The 18425-nt window shown below is 38.0% G+C and carries 16 protein-coding genes; 12 read left to right on the top strand and 4 right to left on the bottom strand.

The genetic code is table 11. The features are described 5' to 3' along the window. The first annotated feature begins 67 nt into the window (after positions 1–67). Entirely contained in the window at positions 68–937 is an 870-nt protein-coding gene (locus NSQ95_RS14675) for an ABC transporter ATP-binding protein (protein ID WP_342560821.1), read from the top strand. Then, positions 930–1541 (top strand): ABC-2 transporter permease, encoded by a 612-nt coding sequence (locus tag NSQ95_RS14670; protein WP_340882505.1) that lies wholly within the window; start codon positions 930–932, stop codon positions 1539–1541. Before NSQ95_RS14675 ends, NSQ95_RS14670 begins: the two co-directional genes overlap by 8 nt. A 183-nt stretch (positions 1542–1724) precedes the next feature. Here the strand turns inward: NSQ95_RS14670 and pnuC are convergent, their stop codons facing one another. After that, the gene (pnuC, locus tag NSQ95_RS14665) at positions 1725–2447 is read right to left on the bottom strand and encodes a nicotinamide riboside transporter PnuC (RefSeq protein WP_340882507.1); all 723 of its coding nucleotides are present in this window, start codon (positions 2445–2447) and stop codon (positions 1725–1727) included. A gap of 300 nt (positions 2448–2747) precedes the next feature. Between pnuC and NSQ95_RS14660 the strand changes: the two genes are divergently transcribed. The 6 genes from NSQ95_RS14660 to NSQ95_RS14635 all read left to right on the top strand — a co-directional run bounded on the left by NSQ95_RS14660 (position 2748) and on the right by NSQ95_RS14635 (position 11284). Beyond that, positions 2748–3452 (top strand): response regulator transcription factor, encoded by a 705-nt coding sequence (locus NSQ95_RS14660; RefSeq protein ID WP_169360256.1) that lies wholly within the window; start codon positions 2748–2750, stop codon positions 3450–3452. 1 nt (position 3453) lies between these two features. Further along, positions 3454–4479, top strand: coding sequence for a sensor histidine kinase (locus NSQ95_RS14655; protein ID WP_340882509.1), 1026 nt, complete (start codon positions 3454–3456; stop codon positions 4477–4479). Next, complete coding sequence (locus tag NSQ95_RS14650; RefSeq protein WP_340882511.1) at positions 4460–5233, top strand: ABC transporter ATP-binding protein; 774 nt, start codon at positions 4460–4462, stop codon at positions 5231–5233. Before NSQ95_RS14655 ends, NSQ95_RS14650 begins: the two co-directional genes overlap by 20 nt. Before the next feature lie 37 nt (positions 5234–5270). Beyond that, on the top strand, positions 5271–7205 hold the full coding sequence (locus NSQ95_RS14645) for an ABC transporter permease (protein ID WP_340882512.1): 1935 nt from the start codon (positions 5271–5273) through the stop codon (positions 7203–7205). Between the two features lie 166 nt (positions 7206–7371). Beyond that, entirely contained in the window at positions 7372–8925 is a 1554-nt protein-coding gene (locus NSQ95_RS14640; protein WP_340882513.1) for a fatty acid--CoA ligase family protein, read from the top strand. A 382-nt stretch (positions 8926–9307) separates the two neighbouring features. Further along, the gene (locus tag NSQ95_RS14635) at positions 9308–11284 is read left to right on the top strand and encodes a S9 family peptidase (protein WP_340882514.1); all 1977 of its coding nucleotides are present in this window, start codon (positions 9308–9310) and stop codon (positions 11282–11284) included. Between the two features lie 47 nt (positions 11285–11331). Here the strand turns inward: NSQ95_RS14635 and NSQ95_RS14630 are convergent, their stop codons facing one another. Beyond that, positions 11332–12699, bottom strand: a complete 1368-nt coding sequence (locus NSQ95_RS14630) for an amino acid permease (RefSeq protein WP_340882516.1) — start codon at positions 12697–12699, stop codon at positions 11332–11334. Positions 12700–12825: 126 nt separating this feature from the next. On the opposite strand from NSQ95_RS14630, the gene NSQ95_RS14625 reads away from it, so the two are divergent. Both NSQ95_RS14625 and NSQ95_RS14620 read left to right on the top strand, forming a co-directional pair. Continuing rightward, the gene (locus NSQ95_RS14625) at positions 12826–13371 is read left to right on the top strand and encodes a GNAT family protein (protein ID WP_340882518.1); all 546 of its coding nucleotides are present in this window, start codon (positions 12826–12828) and stop codon (positions 13369–13371) included. A 121-nt stretch (positions 13372–13492) separates the two neighbouring features. Continuing rightward, positions 13493–13879: a CopG family transcriptional regulator gene (locus NSQ95_RS14620; RefSeq protein WP_340882520.1), complete on the top strand. Its 387-nt coding sequence runs from the start codon at positions 13493–13495 to the stop codon at positions 13877–13879. 80 nt (positions 13880–13959) lie between these two features. On the opposite strand, the gene NSQ95_RS14615 is transcribed toward NSQ95_RS14620, so the two are convergent. Beyond that, positions 13960–14271 carry a hypothetical protein gene (locus tag NSQ95_RS14615; protein WP_340882522.1) on the bottom strand — a complete coding sequence of 104 codons (312 nt, stop codon included), beginning with the start codon at positions 14269–14271 and terminating at the stop codon, positions 13960–13962. A gap of 525 nt (positions 14272–14796) precedes the next feature. Then, positions 14797–15798, bottom strand: a complete 1002-nt coding sequence (locus tag NSQ95_RS14610) for a S66 peptidase family protein (RefSeq protein ID WP_342559866.1) — start codon at positions 15796–15798, stop codon at positions 14797–14799. 136 nt (positions 15799–15934) lie between these two features. On the opposite strand from NSQ95_RS14610, the gene NSQ95_RS14605 reads away from it, so the two are divergent. Next, positions 15935–16429, top strand: coding sequence for a GNAT family N-acetyltransferase (locus NSQ95_RS14605; RefSeq protein WP_342559865.1), 495 nt, complete (start codon positions 15935–15937; stop codon positions 16427–16429). 127 nt (positions 16430–16556) lie between these two features. Next, positions 16557–18401, top strand: a complete 1845-nt coding sequence (locus NSQ95_RS14600; RefSeq protein ID WP_340882527.1) for an SLC13 family permease — start codon at positions 16557–16559, stop codon at positions 18399–18401. Positions 18402–18425 lie beyond the last annotated feature (24 nt).

Genomic DNA, 18425 nt, shown 5'->3' with positions numbered 1-18425 from the left:
GCAATAAAAATCGTGTCAAAGAAAAGTTTTATAGCACGCATTTTAATTTTAATAAGGGGTGAGGAAAATAGAAAATTTAGTAGAGTTTAAAAATGTCAGCAAATATTTTAAAGATTTCTCCTTAGAGAATATGAATTTACATGTTAAACAAGGGCAAATAACAGGATTTGTAGGGGCGAACGGGGCAGGGAAATCATCCACCATGAAGCTAATAATGAATCTTTTACAACCAGATACAGGTGAAATAAAAATATTTGGTAAGGATTATGCCAATCATGAAAAGGAAATTAAAGAGCGCATAGGATTTGTTTATGATAGTAATGTATTTTACGAGAGTTTGAATCTAAAAGATATCCGTAAAATAATTGGCCCAGCTTATCAAAATTGGAGTGACAGTCAATTTAATGATTATGTTAGAAAGTTTGAACTCCCATTAAACAAAGCTATTAAAACCTTTTCCAAAGGAATGCTGATGAAAACTTCTTTAGCGATAGCCCTATCTCATGAAGCTGAATTTATAATGATGGATGAGCCGACAGCTGGTTTAGATCCCGTTTTTCGAAGAGAATTGCTGGATATTTTAAAAGATATGATGGTAGATGGAAGGCGGACTATCTTCTTCTCCACCCATATAACCAGTGATTTAGAAAGAATCGCAGATAATATTACTTTCATTCATAAAGGAAAGATTCTTTTCAACGAGTCGATAAGAAATATACAGGAGCGTTATGCATTAGTAAAAGGAAGTGCAAATCTAATCAACCAAGACATTGAAAAATGTTTTATCAGTATGGAACGTACCTCTACAGAATTTCAAGCAATAACAAATAATGCAGAAGAAGTAAAAAGATTATTAGGAGCTCAAGTGGTTATTGAAGAAGCTACCTTGGAGGATATTATGTTTTATACGAAAGGAGCTATAGGGCAATATGTATAATTTGATAAAAAAAGATTTAGTTATTCAAAAAACACAGATACTACTTTTTATTCCGTTTATTATGTTCTTTGCAATATTTGCTGATCATATGAGTCCAGCCTTTGTTTTTCTGATGGCTAGCATGTATATACCACTGAATGGATATATTTACGATGAACAAGTAGAATCTAATATACTTCTTAATTCTTTGCCTTATACGAGAAAAGAGATTGTGGCAGCAAAGTACATCGGCGCTATTGCATATATGATTGTATCAATAGGAGTAGCTAGTATTATTTTTTATATATTTAGTTATGACTTTTTGATAAAGGATATATCTATCGCCATGGGATTATTCTTCATTTTCACAGCAATAGCCTTTCCGTTATTTTATATTTTAAAACCCGGATATATAGGTGCAGTGGTTATGGTTGGATTTCTATTCTTAGCTGTTGTTATCCCGCCAGTCTTTCAATTCCTGACCAAACATCTCACTGCGATTACAGATTTTCTAACTAGCATGTCGACAACAACTCTTTACCTTAGTGGCGCAGCTACCTGCATTATAATTTATCTAATTTCCTGGATGGTTAGCCAATCTGTATATCAGCGGAAGGTGTTTTAAGTTTAACTCACTAACTCTTAGATGGAGGCTTTAGTTAAATTCATCACTTAAAAAGGAATGTCTCTATATATTGAGACATTCCTTTACATAGAGAATCTAGCTATCTATTTCATTAAGAGACCCATTTGAAAAGGTAGAAACTTACCTCCATAATAGCCAAATGTTAAGTTTGGATCATACTCGTTAATTTGAAGGCCGTAGTTCATACGCTTCTCCTTCAAGATTATGTTGCGCTCTGTGCATTTTCAGCCAGTTTACATATCCATAAATGGAGTTCACTAAAAATGCCGACCACATTACGAGCATTGACCAATCATTACCGCCAGTTTTTGTGAGTGTGATCAACCATAGGGCAATGGTTAATCCATTGACAGCGATCCAAAGCACCCACTGCTCTGCATAACGTTTAAGCATCAGTATTTGAGCTAGTACAGATAATACAACTGCTGCAGAATCTAATCGTACCTGTTGACCTCCAATAGCGTTTAATAGGTAGGCATAAGATATAGAAGCTACAATAGTGATAACAATTACGTATGCCCAACCTTTTTTATCTAAACGTTTCACAGACACGTCTTCGCCAACAGCTTGAACTTCGGTTAAGTTTTTTCTCCATAAATAGATCCCGATGAACTGTATTGGAAAATAGAACAATCCATTCAGCATAGACTCCCCATATAATCCATACGTATAGGTGATGTAGGCATAAGTAGACGTGTTCACAATACCAAAATAATAATTACTAATTTTCCCCTTAGCTACCAATACCACACAAAGCATACCTGTTAGTGAGCTTATCAGACCTAATAATGAATCTTTCCAAGCAAAAAACAAATAAATATTAACTAACGTAAATACACCCAACCAAACTTTTTCAAATAAAGTCCAGTCCTTGAACATTCCCATCACGCTCTCCTTTATTAATCATGTTATTCTCCCCTACAATAATTCCATACAATCCTCAGGAGGTTCTTGCAAATAAGTAAAAATTACCCTCCTTTATAAGAAAATGTATCGAACAATAAAACAATAGATTATTCTGAGAATAAATACAATATCCTTTGAAAAATAAATTTTTAAAATAGTTACCACCACAATAGAAGCTGCTAAAAAAAGTATTATTGTGGTATGAATTCTTTCGGTGTATGAAGAATAATAAAGAAAGATTTGATATGATAAGAGAAGAACTTTTTAAGGGGGATTACTGTGGACACACACCGAGTGCTAGTAGTGGAAGACGATAAGAAAATTGCAGCACTATTGGCAGATACATTAAGAAAATATCACTATGAAGTACATACTATAGAAGACTTTGACCATATAATTGAGGAATTTACAGCCTTTGATCCACACATTGTTTTGCTTGATGTGAATTTACCTTCGTATGACGGCTATTATTGGTGCAGACAATTAAGACAGCTTACGACTTGTCCGATTATTTTTGTTTCGGCAAGGTCAGGTGAAATGGATCAGATTTTTGCTTTAGAAAATGGGGGAGACGATTTTATTACGAAGCCTTTCCATTATGAAATCGTCCTAGCTAAAATACGAAGCCATTTAAGAAGGACGTATGGGGAGTATGCAGCAAAGCAGGAGGAGAGAATTGTCCGTGCTGGAAAGCTTCAGCTATTCTTGGAGCGGATGGAGCTACATATCGGTAAGGAAGAAATTCCTCTTCAGAAGAAAGAGTGTACCATACTAGAATTACTTTTAAGAAACTATCCTAAAGTAGTGACACGGGAGCAACTATTAGAAGAGCTCTGGGATGACCAGTCTTTTGTTGATGAGAACACATTGAATGTGAACATGACAAGAGTCCGTAAAAAGCTTGCGGATTACCATGTGAGCTCCACCATTGAAACGGTACGAGGAGCAGGTTATCGCTTAAACCTTAGTTCGGAGGAATCCTGATATGTTTCGTTTATTTATAAAAGAACATTCTATCTTTATCATATTTCAAATGTTCCTTGTGTTATTTATCATGCTCCTTTATTGGCTGGATGGCTTTCGAAACGTTGATACTGCCGTATACTCAATCGTGATTAGCACTATCCTAACACTTACCTTTTTAGGAACGCTTTTTATAAAAAAAATGTCGTTTTATAAAAAAATACTATCTGTTCCAAACAAAATAGAAGTAGTCTTGCAAAAAGAAGGATACTCCCCAGAAGTAAGACAAGTGGAGACCTATTTGCAGCACATCTATCGTTTATATCAAAAAGAGGTACAGCTTTTATATGCAACTCAAAACAGGCATCTGCAATTTATGAATAGCTGGGTTCACCAAATGAAAACTCCAATTTCTGTTTTAGAAATGATGGGACAAAATGGGGAACAAATGGACTCTAAAAGTGTTCTCGAGGAAACGGATCGATTGAAGCGAGGATTAGAAGCTGTACTTATGAATGCCAGGCTTGATACCTTTGAAGAGGATATGCACATAGAACAAGTGAATTTAAGGCAAGTTGTGACAGAAGAAGTTTCTAAGAATAAGCGATTGTTTATTAGTCACCGGGTTTATCCTGTCATTGAAATGGAAGAGGATTGTTTAATCGCAACGGATGCTAAATGGATTCGTTTTGTTATTGCTCAATTTATAACAAATGCTGTTAAATACACGATGAAGGAAAATAAAAAGATATTTTTTGAAACTACTTTAGAGGACGAAAAAGTAGTATTGAGTGTGAGGGATGAAGGGATTGGTATCCCGGCCTCTGATATAAAACGCGTGACCAAAGCCTTCTTTACGGGAGAGAATGGACGTAAAAGTGGGGAATCTACTGGAATGGGATTATATTTAGCTCAGGAAATCTGTAATCGTTTAGGTCACAAGATGAGTATCAAGTCGATACTTGGAGAAGGAACGACCATATCAATCCTATTTGAAAAGTTAGATTCTAAGGAAAGGGATGACAAGGATGTCGATATTAGTTCTTGATGATATAACGAAGGTTTATGAAGGAAAAATAGCTCATCTTGCCATTAATCAGCTTAGCTTTGAAGTGGAAAAAGGAGAGTTCCTTGCAGTAATGGGTCCTTCAGGCAGTGGTAAAACTACATTGCTGAATATAATTTCCACAATCGATCGACCTACCTCTGGGGATTTCTTTATAGATGGCTTAAACCCGTTGGAGCTGAAAAAGGATGATTTGTCTTTGTTTAGAAGAAGGCAGCTTGGATTCGTATTTCAGGATTTCAATCTTCTTCCAGCACTTACTGTAGAGGAAAATATGATTCTCCCTTTAACCTTAGACGGGCAGCCTGTAGGGACGATGAGGGAAAAGGTCATGGAAATAGCCGGATCATTGGATTTAATGAATATTCTAGAAAAGAGACCAGCAGAGATCTCTGGTGGTCAGGCGCAAAGAACTGCGATAGGAAGAGCTTTGATACATGGGCCATCCATTATTCTTGCGGACGAGCCAACCGGAAATCTAGATTCTAAATCAGCACGTGATGTATTAGAAATATTAACTCAAGTTAATCAGATGAGTAATACGACCATTGTTATGGTAACTCACGATCCGATAGCAGCAAGTTATTGTGATCGAGTGTTATTTATCAAGGATGGGGAGTACTTTAACGAAATTTATAAGGATGATCGAAGACAAACCTTCTTCCAGAGAATATTAAACGTCCTTTCTCTTTTAGGAGGAAATGTGAACGATTTAAACTCTTTGCGAATGCCTTGATAATTTTCGAAAGATGAAAGTTAGGTGGAAATGTAAAATGACCTTTCAACAATTTGCTTATCATAATGTCATAAGGAACAGCAGGATTTATGCAGCTTTTTTTCTAGCTAGTAGCTTTTCTGTTATGGTGTTCTTCGTCTATACGATGTTAATGTTTCATCCAAAGATTGAGGATCAGTTTTTACGTGATATAGCATTTGGTGGAATGCTGATTGCTGAGATTATATTAATCATTTTTACATTGTTTTTTTTATTTTATTCGATGAGTGCCTTCATACAGGCTAGGTCGCATGAGTTTGGCGTCCTCCTGAATCTCGGGATGCAAAAGCAACAGCTAGGTCGCATGATTTTTATAGAAACAATGCTACTAGGACTTATTTCTGTTACTGTCGGCATATTCTTTGGCTTTTCATTTTCGAAGTTCTTTTTTATGGTGATCCGAGAGCTTTTTTTACTCGATAGCCTTCCTTTATATGTATCTTGGAAACCCTTTGCATTAACGATAATCGTTTTTGTTACGATGTTTGTCGTGATTTCTTTTAGCAGTGTCGTTTTTATACGTAAGAAAGATATTATCCAGCTTCTAAGGGGATATAGTAATGACGAGGAACCGACTGCATATAAAAAATGGAGAGCATTACTGGGGTTTGTCCTCATTTTATCTGCCTACGGACTTGTTATATTCTCGGCATTTCAAATGCATATTGCACTTAGCTTCGTCATTGTGACATTAGCATTTTGGGGAACGTATTACTTTTATACGGACAGTATCCTCTACCTGCTACAGGTCATTCGTAACAAAAGAAAACTTTATTGGCGGTCTTTTCGGTTGATCGCTTTCGCGGATGCATCGATCAAAATTCGAGAGAATGCCAAAATGTTTTTCGTTGTAACAATTGTATCGTGTATAGCCTTTCTTTCAGTGGGAATCGTTACTTCGTTTACTTCCTTTACCGCACAGTTTAGAGAGTTAAACCCTGTAAGTATTTTCTACTCTAGTGATTGGGATAATCCCTATGAACAAGAGCATGTGACGAAGCTAACCGAGGAGCTACAAAATGAAGGGCTTTCTTATGATTTAGTTAAATTTAATCTGAAGAAGCAGACGTCCTCTAGTACAGGAGAGACGGTCAACGTCATTAGAGAATCAGAAGTCAATAGCCTTGCGCTTGCACTCAAAATTCCTTTTGTTGATTTGCTACCGGGACAGGCATTGTTAGTACCCAATACAGAAGAGGACTTTGGAAGTATCCGAGTGGAAAATGAACAGACAGTGTTAGAGGAAAGTAATATTCCTCTTCGTATTCAGGATATTTACAATAAGTTAATTTTTCCTTCCTTAGCAATCAAAGATCGTACAATCATTATTAGTGATGAGGACTTTTCATTAATAACAGAACCATTGGCGGGGTATGAGGACCAGCAATCGAGAATGACCTTTTATGCCTTCCATATTTCTGAATGGCTCCGTACGAAAGAAATTGGTACTAGTTTAGACGAATTAATGAGTGAAACTGTAAGTTCTACTGGTATAAATTCCAATCCTTTTTATTACGTAAACCCAGGGTTGAACTATTCCATTATTCGCGCTACCTTCTCATTACTTCTATTCACGGGGCTATTAGTTGCTGCAGTACTAATCCTAGCTGCAGGTAGCTTTGTTTACTTCAAGCTATACACAGATTTGGAGAGAGATAAGAAGCAATATGATGTACTGAGAAGAATGGGAGTAACAGATAGAGAACTAGTTAAAATCGTTAATAGGCAGCTAATTCCGCAATTCTTTTTACCTTGGGGGCTAGCAATGATTCATAGCACCTTCTCCTTCTTATTTTTACAAGCATTTTGGGTGGATCTAGCTGCAGTTTCCATAGCTAAAGAAATGTTAATAGTTTTAATAGTATTTACCATTATCCAGCTATCCTATTTCTATTTAATAAGATGGAGATATATTGCCCATATTCAAGAATAAAATATGCATGAAAGAATGGGGCAGGGCTAGTACTCTGCTCCCATTTTGCTTTGGAAGTAAATGGTGCAAACCTTCATTTTATATTGAATTGTCAAAACTTTTCTTATATAATTAAGTTGGGGATTATGAATGACTGTTCATTCAAGAAAGATGGGAGCTGTAAAAAATGAGTTTAGTGACACACGTTCAACAAAGGGCCTTAAAAAATCCAGACAAAATTGCTTATCATTTTATGGGAAAAGACACTACTTACGCAGAATTCAATCAGTCGGTAGAGCGTTTTGCGGCTGCTTTGCATTCATTAGGGGTAGAAAAAGGGGATAATGTAGGGTTTCTACTTGGAAATTCTCCACACTTCTTAATTTCTCTTTATGCAACCATGCGTTTAGGTGCAACCGCAGTACCGATTAATCCAATATACACACCAGATGAAATTAGCTACATCGTGAAAAACAGTGACGCTAAAGCTATTATTGCCTTAGATGCGTTTATACCACTAGTAGAGAAGGCAGCTGGTGTTTTTTCAACAGTAGAAAACTATATTATCTGTGAGACAGATCCATCAACACCTGAAAAGCTTGCAGCTCTTCCAGCTACCTTAAAGTCTAAGGTGAAATCGTTTACATATTTGATTTCTACAGCAGTGGAAGCAGTACCTCAAGTGGAAATTGATTCAGATGACACAGCTGTCATTCTATACACATCTGGTACTACTGGACATCCTAAGGGTGCTATGCTGACATTTAATAATATTTACTCGAACGCTCGTGACGTTGCCGAGTATTTAAACTTCAGCACAGACGACCGAGTAATAGCGACACTTCCAGTATTCCATGTATTTGCATTGACGGTAGTAGTAAATGCACCATTATTAATGGGGGCTACTATTCTGTTAGTTCCTAGATTCAGTCCACAGGAAGTGTTCCATGTGATTAAAGAGCAAGAGGCAACTGTCTTTGCTGGTGTACCAACGATGTTCAACTTCCTATATCAATTCCCAGAAGGAAAGGTAGAAGATTTCTCTACGATTCGTTTAGCGATTTCTGGAGGATCCTCCTTACCGGTTGCTTTATTGCACAACTTTGAAGACAAATTTAAAGTGCGTATTTCGGAGGGCTATGGTTTATCAGAGGCTTCTCCAGTAACTTGCTTTAACCCAATTGATCGCGACCGCAAGGCAGGATCCATTGGAACTTCTATAGTTAACGTAGAAAACAAAGTGGTAAATGAGCTCGGGGAAGAGGTACCGGTAGGAGAAGTTGGCGAACTGATTGTTCGTGGACCGAACGTCATGAAGGGCTATTACAAGATGCCTGAAGAAACGGAAAATGCAATTCGTGGTGGCTGGCTTTATACAGGTGACCTAGCTCGCCAAGACGAGGAAGGCTATTTTTATATCGTTGACCGTAAAAAGGATATGATCATTGTCGGGGGCTATAATGTTTACCCTCGTGAGGTTGAGGAAGTATTATTTGCGCACCCTGGCATCGTGGAAGCAGCCGTTATCGGCGTTCCAGACCCTAACTTTGGAGAAGAAGTACTTGCCTTCGTTGTGAAAAAGGATGAATCCTTAACGGAAGAGCAGCTTCATGATTATTGCGCTGAAAAACTAGCAAAATATAAAATTCCAAAAAGTATAGAATTTTTAGATGAGCTTCCAAAAAATACGACTGGTAAAATACTACGTCGTACATTGAAGCCAACAACCAAAACAAAATAATAAACTAGACTGTCTTCTTAAATGGGGACAGTTTTTTTATAGGAAATAAGGTGTGATACGCAATCATTAGGCTAGAATGAGAGAGCTGCTGAGTGATTGTAGTAAACTATGGGTTTATTGTCGTAAAGTATTGAGTGATTGTAGTAAATTATGAAGTCATTGTCGTAAATCTAGCTAGAATGAGAGAGATGATGGGTAATTGTGTCGGCAGGTGGCTTATTGCTCACTCCTTAAAAAAGCGGTGACCTGAAGCGGAAATCGGGATTTGATTTTATTCAAATTATGAAGCTACTCATTTGTCATTCTTTTTTTTTCGGGAAATAAAGGAAAATGATATAGAGTGTCGAAATAAGGAAAGACAACAAGAAAGCGAGGAAAAATAATGGCTAAAAGAAGGTTAGAAGCAAAGGATCTATTTAAGTTACAATCCATAACAAATCCAGTAATTTCACCGTCTAACAAGGATGCTGTATTTATTCGAACGGAAATGCATGAAAAAGACAATAAATATTATTCATATTTATATCACGTAGATTTAGAGAATGAAGAGGTAACCCAGTGGACTCATCAAAAAGAGCGTATATCATCACCTCGTTGGTCCAATGATGGAAAATACATAGCATTCATGTCTACTCGAGATGACAAAAACCAACTCTTCCTTTTATCGTCTAAGGGTGGCGAAGCAAAGAAGTTAACCACTTTTGAAAAAGGAATCTCAAGCTTCCACTGGTCTCCTTGCAGTAAAAAAATCTGGTTTGTCGCGCCTTTAAAAGCGGGGAAAAGCTGGACAGACGAGCCTGAAAAAGAAGAAAACAAGCAGCCCGAGGCATACGTTGTCGATAAGATGAGATATCATTCTGACGGTGTAGGATTATTACCACAAGACATCTATAGACAAATAGGGATAATTAGCCTGGACACAGAGGAGATTGTACAGTTCACAGAAGGTAATCACCAATATAGCCTGCAGGCAGTTTCACATGATGGCAAAAAAATAGTAATGGGAGTAAATAGAGAAGAAAACCAAGACTTTTCATTTAAGCAGCCTTTGTATTTAGTAGATGTGGAATCGAAGGAAGAAAGCGTATTAGTAGATGAAGAGGGATATTTCGGAGGCGCTGCTTTTTCACATGAAAATGACTATGTTGCTTTTGTAGGATCAAATAGAACTTATGAAAATGCAACACACGATGAAGTATATATTTATAACGTTCAAACAGGTGTAAGAGAGGCTTTAACAGAAGGAATTGATGCTCCAGTCGGAGATTATTCCGGAGGTGATTTACAGCAAGGAGCTAGTGCACCAAGTGTAGCCTGGACAAAAGACAACTATGTATATTTTCAGCTCTCTACTATGGGGGACGTCCGCCTCTATGTAGCTTCCTTAGAGGGAGAAATATACCCAGCAACCCCTGAAAATGAACATATTTACGGCTATGATATTGCGAAAGATGGCACATTTGCACTTGCCGCAATCAGTAATTCAGTATTTCCCGGGGAATTATTTAAGCTTAATTTGACGACTGGTGAGAGAAAAGCACTTACTTCATTCAATGAACAACTTCTGAAGGAAATAGAACTTGTCGAACCAGAGCCGATTGTTTACAAGGGAGCTAAGGACTGGGATGTTCATGGATGGCTGATCAAGCCCGCTGGTTTCGAGGCTGGAAAGAAATATCCGCTTATTGTAGAGATACATGGTGGTCCCCATACCATGTATGCGAACACCTTCTTTCATGAGCTTCAGCTATTAGCGGCTAAAGGCTACGGCGTGTTATATGTAAACCCAAGAGGTAGTCATTCCTATAGCCAAGAATTTGTAGATGCGGTAAGAGGCGACTATGGCGGTGGAGATTATGAGGATATTATGGCAGGCGTTGACTATGTGTTGTCGGAAAATGATTGGATTGATAATGATCGTCTAGGAGTAACAGGGGGAAGCTACGGTGGTTTTATGACAAACTGGATTGTTGGGCACACAAATCGCTTTAAGGCTGCAGTAACCCAACGCTCTATCTCGAACTGGATCAGCTTTTATGGTGTGTCCGATATAGGTTACTATTTCACTCCATGGCAAATCGGAGGGGATATGACTGATATAGACAAGCTATGGGACGCATCTCCTTTAAAGTATGCTGCTAATGTGGAAACTCCTTTGCTTATTTTGCACAGTGAAAATGACTATCGCTGTCCAATTGAGCAAGGTCAGCAGCTATACATTACGTTAAAAGCGCTTGGGAAAGAAACAGGCTTTGTTCGTTTTCCACAAGCAGATCACAATTTATCACGTGTTGGCTTACCAAATCTACGCCAAACAAGGCTCGAACAAATTACTGGATGGTTTGAGAAGTATATTTAATGATAAAAAACGCCCTTCATTTCCTTTTTGGAATGAAGGGCGTTTATTTAAACCTGATTTTTCTTTTTATGAAAACCATTCTTGTAATAACTAAACACTAAGCCAAGGATCCAGATTGGACCGACAATCAGTGCAACCCTAGTATCAGGGAAATAAGCCATGAGACCAAGCACTAATACTAAAAAGGCAAGCACGAGATACGAACCGTAGGGATAGAATAATGCCTTATAGGAAAGTCTTGAAACCTCTCCCTTAGTTAAGGATTTTCGGAATTTTAATTGAGACATTAGAATAATTCCCCATGTCCATACTGCACCAAAGGTCGAGATGCTTGTTACCCAAATAAATACCTTTTCTGGTACTAAGTAATTTAGTAATACACCAAATAATAATAATGTTGCTGAGAAAATAATAGCTTTTGAAGGAACACCAGTACCACTGATTCTTTTAAAGGAAGCAGGTGCTTGTTTTTGCTCTGCTAGATTAAAGAGCATTCTCCCAGTACTGAAAATTCCGCTGTTACAGCTTGATAATGCAGCAGTTAGAACAACAAAGTTAATAATTCCAGCAGCTGGTCCGATACCAATTTGCTCAAACATTAAAACAAAAGGACTACCATTGTTTCCGACTTCATTCCAAGGATAAATCGACATAATGACGAACAAAGCTCCCACATAGAACAATAAAATTCGCCAAAATACCGTGTTGATGGCATTTGGAATAACCTTTTTAGGATTCTTTGCTTCTCCAGCTGTTACTCCAATCATTTCAACACCTAAATAAGCAAACATGACCATTTGTAGAGACATGAATATACCCGTTATTCCATTCGGGGCAAAGCCACCGTTTGTCCATAGATTGCTTATACCAACGGCTACACCGCCATTACCTATACCAAAAATAATAACGCCAAGTCCGACGAATATCATTGCAAGGATTGCCACTATTTTAATAAGAGCAAACCAGAATTCAAATTCTCCGTAAGCCTTTACGGCAATCAAATTAATTAAAGTCATAATAACTAATGCAGCTAACGCCCAAATCCACGATGGTGTTTCAGGGAACCACATTTTCATGTATACTCCAACCGCTGTAATTTCGGCCATACAGGTGACTACCCATAAAAACCAATAATTCCATCCAGTTATATATCCTGCCAGCGGTCCTAAATAATCCTTTGCATATCTACTGAAAGATCCAGATACAGGGTTATGGACAGCCATTTCCCCTAGCGCTCGCATGATAATGAAAATAGCTAGGCCTCCAATAATATAGGAGATCAGAATAGCTGGACCGGCTAATTGAATGGCTGTTGCGGAGCCTAAAAATAGTCCGACTCCAATTGCAGCGCCTAACGACATTAAGGTGATGTGCCGTTGTTCCAAGCCTCGTTGTAATTGTTGATTTCCACCCACGAGAGTAGCACTTCCTTTTATATATGTAATTTTCACAAATAACACTTTACCACAATAGAAGCTATATAGGAAATATTCTTTCTAAAGAATAGTATGATAAAATTATATGCATGGAAGTTAGGGGGCATGAGAATGAATGACATTAAAATAAGACCTGTTAAAGAAGAAGAATTATACCGTTTATGGGAGCTTAGCCTAAAAGAAGATGCTCCAGAATGGAAAAAGTGGGACGCCCCGTTTGAGCCATACACTTCCATGACGTATGATCAATTTATTTTAAAAAAAGATTATTTTATAAACCAAGATGATTTTTGGGGAATTTATTATAAAGATGAATTAGTTGGAGCACTTTGTTATTACTGGGAGCATGAGCCCTCACTTTGGCTAGAGATGGGAATTCTTATATATGAACCAAAATCATGGAATTCAGGAATTGGAACAAAGTCACTTAAAATGTGGATCAATCATTTGTTTAAGGAACTGCCGCTTGTTCGGGTTGGCTTTACAACGTGGTCAGGCAATGAACGAATGATCAAGGTTGGTGAAAAGTTAGGTATGAAAATGGAAGCGCGCATGAGAAAATGCCGTTTATATAATGGAGTCTACTATGATTCCATACGTATGGGCTTATTACGAGAAGAATGGGAAGAACAAAATGAAGCCTCTACTTGAGGTGAACAATGCCGCCTTACAGATAAAAGCACTGAAGATATATTCAGTGCTTTTTATATTGACTGAAAATTAAATTAACATTACAATTAACCAAAATAGATGGTAAGGGGATGGTATATTGATGGCTGAAACTGAAAAAATAACAATTAATATGAACGTGGTGGACTTAGGTAAGGCAGATCTATTAATAGAGCAAGGCTTTTATTCGAATAGAACTGATTTCATCAAAACTTCTATTCGAAACCAATTAAACACACACGCTCAAGTAATCGACCAAGCAGTGACAATGAAAGCCTTTAATATGGGGGTAAGCTATTATGACAAACATACATTAGAGCTACTTTCGGAGCAGAATAAAACCCTATCTATTAAAACAATAGGTATGCTCATCTTAGCTAATGATATAGATCCAGAGCTGGCACTAAAAACCATTAAATCCGTAAAAGTGTATGGAGTATTGAAAGCCTCTCCAAAACTTAAAGAAGCACTACAACCATTGATGAATTAAAGGGAAAGGTCGATGTAAAACAAAAAATGAGCTGGTATATTTTCTCCCAGCTCATTTTTATGTTGATTTATTTTTACTTTTTATTCTAAAGTTAAATCATCAACGAATACCTCAAGTCCATAACTCTCCATATAATGAGAATTTAAAATATCTCTAAAGTATTCCTTTGTTTGTTCTTTATACTGTGCTTCTGCAATTCTAACTGTAAAAACTTTTTCTCCGGATAAACCCATTGCATGGACAGTAAACTCCTCTTTTGCATAATCAAAAATTTGACCAGAAAATAGCTTATCAATACCATCTTCAGTCTTGTTCCCGCCAAATTCTTCTTGTACGAAAAAGAAGATAAATCCCGATACAACTATACATAATCCTATCATCATTTTCTTCAAAGTATCACCTCCAAAGTTTCTATTCCTTCTTTATGCATTTGTGCAAGGTTCCGCGCCATCTCTGCAAGGTTTGGGGTGATTTGTGCAAGGTTCTACCTCGTCTCCGCAAGGTTGAGGAGGATTAGCGCAAGATTTTCCTTCATCTCTGCAAGATTCCGGATTGTCTCCGATTAGCGCAACACTTTTCGAGTTATCCGCAACACTTTATTGGTTATCCGCAACACTTTCAGCATTTAGCGCAACACTTCGTCCAATATGTGCAACACTTATAATTCCCGCAACACTTGCTGCGATATCCGCAACACTTTATTGGTTATCCGCAACACTTTCAGCATTTAGCGCAACACTTCGCTCAATATGTGCAACACTTATAATTCCCGCAACACTTACTGCGATATACGCAACACTTTATTGGTTATCCGCAACACTTCCAGAATTAGCGCAACACTTCGTTCAATATCTGCAACACTTCCCCCATACAAGCACCTTCAGCAAAAAGAGCCCTCTCCACGAGGAGGATTACTCCTAGTTAATCCATTGTTCCATTATCGTAACTTCTTTATTTGTGGCGTCCAGTTTGACTTGACGGCCGATTGGCATGGTTAACATCGGATGCGTGTGGCAACAGTCGAAATCTGCAAGGATAGGGATATTCAAATCGCCGACCGTTTCTAGTAGAATTTCGTAAGGTTGTTTACCGGTTGCCTCGTCATCGAACAATTCGTGTTTGCCAAGGATTATACCTCCAATTCGATCGAATATGCCGTTGACCTTCAAAAGGTTAAAGTTTTTCTCCACGATAGAGGCAGATTTCATCGTGTCCTCAATCATGAGAATATCGCCATCTTTAATGCTCGGCATATAGGGACTGCCCCAGAAACCGTACATTGCATTCAGGTTACCGCCGATAAGTCTTCCTTCTGCGATTCCTTCATTTATACAAACCCACTGGTTATTTCGTTGTTCTTTTTCCTTTGTTTTCTCCTCCCAATTAATCATTTCATCTGTCCAATAGGGTGGAGTAGGGATGCTATAGGGAGCATCCTGAACTTCGATTAGCATTTGATTGAAATAGTCATATGTATAATCGACGAATGGCTCAAACTCTCCAAAGGAAGGGACGAGTGCTGGACCGTAAAAGGTTGGTATTCCCGTTTTAGCGTAGATGGCCAACAGGACAGCTGTTGCATCTGAGTAGCCAATTACTATTTTAGGGTCTTTCTTAAACGCCTCATAGTCGATATATGGGAGAATGGCATTGGAATTGGTACCACCTATTGTAGACATGATGCATCGAACATCAGGATTTCGGATCAGCTCATTTAATTCCTCTGCCCGTGCCATTATACTTCCTGATCTATAGTGATCGTGTTTTCCTGTCAAGCTTCCTTCTACTATCTCAAACCCCTTTAATTGAATAAAAGCCTTCGAGCGTGCAAAACGCGTAGGGGAAGAATAGGTAATTGGGGAGGAGGGTGAATAAATTCCAATTTTATCTCCCTTTTTTAGTCTGTTTAATAAAGTCATTTAACTTCCACTCCTTTATACATACTATAAAAGAAAAATAGTAGCGTAACTAGAACTTTTTGAGAATTTAGACAAGTATTTAAATTAATACATAAAAAGGTTATATTTAATAAAAATAGAAAAATGGGGTTAGATTATGAGTGATTATATTTTATTAGAAAACAATGGGTTTTATATTAGTACGGATAAGGATTTGTTAGATATCGATGTGATTTATAATTATTTAACGAACGAATCCTATTGGTTAAAAGGAGTAACGAAAGTACTAGTGGAGGCTTCCATAGATAACTCTGTATTGTGCTACGGCATATATGAGGGAGACCCAACATCTGGTACAGCCAGACAGGTAGGGTTTGCTCGAGTAGTGTCAGATTTAGTGAGGCATTCATGGCTAGGAGATGTATTTGTTTTACCTTATTACAGGGGGAGGGGCTTAAGTAAATGGCTTATGCGCGTTATTGTTGAGCATCCGAACTTAAAGGGAACAAACTTTCACTTGGCTACCAAGGATGCGCACTCATTATATGAACAGTTTGGATTTAAGCCGTTAGACAGCATAGAAAAGAGGATGGCTAGACCGCATGACTGGGATGCTATTCATGCAGGCTACAACAGTGTAAATAAGGGATAGGGTTGTGATCTCATACATACTTGATGATCCTCAAAGACTTTGTAACAGCCTTTAACCATTTGACGAGTACTTCTTCCAAACTTTTTATATAATAAAGGAGACAAAAAAAGAAGGAGTTCACTTAGATATGCAGTTAGCAATAACCTTTAGTATATTGGCAATTAGTATTGTTTTATTTATAAGTAATCGAATACGAGCCGACTTAGTGGCACTGCTTGCACTTTTAGCCTTTGTTATTACTGGCATTTTAGAGCCGAACGAGGCGCTTGTTGGGTTTTCTAACTCTGTAGTCATTATGATAGCAGGTTTATTTGTCGTAGGAGCAGGCATAGTAAGAACTGGACTTGCCCAAAGTGCGGGTAATCTCCTTCTTAAATGGTCTGGTAAAAGTGAACAAAAGCTATTTATTTTATTATTAATAATAACGGGTAGTGTTGGTGCATTTATGAGTAATACAGGAACGGTTGCATTAATGCTCCCAATCGTTATTAGTATTGCAATTAGCATCAATAGTAGCCCGTCCAAATATTTAATCCCCCTGTCTTATATCAGCAGTTTATCCGGCTTATTGACCTTAATAGCAACGCCTGCCAACCTTATTGTCAGTCAAGTGCTAGTAGACAATGGCTATGAAAAGCTTGGATTTTTTGAAATTACGCCGGTTGGTATAATTGCTATTATTGTAGGTATTTTATATTTTGTTGTCGCGAGAAATGTAGTTCTCCCAAATGGCAAAAAGAGAGATGCTGTAGGTGCGGGTCATAAACTATCGCCTAAACAGCTAGCAATTGATTATGAGCTTGGGGGAAATCTTCATCGCTTGAAGGTTCCTGAGCATTCGTTAATGATTGGAAAGAAGTTGACCGATTTAAAGCTACCGGCAAAGTATCATCTAGCGATTTTGAAGATAGACCGCAAATCCACAGAGGGGATCAATCTGTTACCAATGACGTACCAAGAGATGGCTGGTCCTCTCAGTACAGTCCAGGCAAAGGATGTCCTTTATATTCAAGGTTCCTTAAAGAGAACAGAGGAGCTAGCAAAGGATTATTTGTTAGAAGTGGACGACGATGATTCGATGCCGGACTTATTAGTTTCCAAACAGCTTGGAATTGCGGAGGTGTTATTGACTCCCCATTCCACATTAATTAATGAAACGATAGCGAGTATTAAGTTCCGCGAAAAATATAATTTAAACATTCTTGGCGTAAATCGCAAAGGGGAATATGTATTAAGCGAAATGGCAGATGTCCGTCTACGCTTTGGGGATGCCCTACTAGTACAAGGGGCATGGGAGGAAATTGAGCTCCTCGCAAAGGCTACCAATGATGTAGTGGTTATTGGCCAACCAAAGGAACACGCAAGTATGGCGGCAGCTAGTGGTAAGGCGCCGATTGCTGGAGCTATTATGTTATTAATGATTATTTTAATGATTTCCGAAATATTTCCTGCCGTAATTTCTGTTTTAATAGGTGCGGTGTTAATGGTTGTGACCGGATGCTTACGTAACATGGATGATGCCTATGGAAAGATGAACTGGGAAAGTATCATACTCATAGCCGCCATGCTCCCAATGGCCACTGCATTAGAAAAGACAGGTGGTATGGTGATTTTATCGGAAGGCATTATCGATCTTCTAGGAGACTTTGGGGCATTAGGTGTCTTGGCAGGAATCTATTTTATCACCATGGTATTCGGCCAATTTATCTCTAACACGGCTACGGCAGTTTTGTTTGCACCAATTGCCATGACTGCTGCCCTTAGCATGGGAGCTAATCCATATACTTTCTTAATCGCTATTGCGGTATCGTCATCAATGGCTTTTGCAACTCCGGTTGCCTCGCCGACCAATGCATTAGTTATGACGGCTGGGGGCTATAAATTTTTCGACTTCGTAAAGGCAGGGATCCCATTACAGCTTATTATGTTTGCAGTTATGATGATTGTTATTCCAATATTCTTCCCTTTATAAAAATGGTAAAATATTCATAAAGTT

Source organism: Psychrobacillus sp. FSL W7-1457, assembly GCF_038593405.1.
Lineage (GTDB): Bacteria > Bacillota > Bacilli > Bacillales_A > Planococcaceae > Psychrobacillus.
This window is presented reverse-complemented; position numbering and strand designations above follow the sequence as displayed.